The following is a 575-nucleotide window of genomic DNA, read 5'->3' on the forward strand; positions in this document are numbered from 1 at the left end:
CACAAGAAACAGAAAATTGAGTTAAATAATCTAGGTCGAAAAAAACTAGATAAGCGACAAGATACTCAAAAAGCAAAGCTCAAAACATTAATATTTACAGCAACTCACAAGTTGGTTGATAAAGCCAAAGTGATTGTTGCGGAAGATTTAACATCCCCAATTCAAAGTAAACGCAACTATGGCAAAAACACCAATAGACGCTTAAATACATGGGCTAAAGGTTTGTTAGCTAATGCCCTAACTTCTATATCTCACCGTAGAGGTTCTACGGTGCATCTAGTCAATTCTGCATATACTTCGCAAAGTGATTCTTTCTTGCATGGCCTTTTAATAGGTACACGTAAGGGAGATCGTTTTCACCGTTTCAATGGGGAAGTTGTGCAAGCTGATTGGAATGCTGCGAGAAACGTGCTTGCAAGATTAAACGACAATGAGATAAGTCGTTATACGCCTTACAAAACTGTAAAGCGTATATTGCAAGAACGGACTGACCGCTACAAGTCGGAACTGACCGACTCAGGCTCTAGTTACACGCTTGGCAACAAGACATTAACAGAGTGCGAATTAGTCCTTGA

At 39.7% G+C, this 575-nt stretch carries 1 protein-coding gene; it reads left to right on the plus strand.

Annotated features, from left to right (window positions below):
* Positions 1 to 575: IS200/IS605 family accessory protein TnpB-related protein (locus ACEO2X_RS14085; RefSeq protein ID WP_286379110.1), on the plus strand; the 575-nt coding region annotated here is incomplete at both ends.

Source organism: Acinetobacter sp. AL9, from assembly GCF_041464035.1.
GTDB lineage: Bacteria > Pseudomonadota > Gammaproteobacteria > Pseudomonadales > Moraxellaceae > Acinetobacter > Acinetobacter towneri.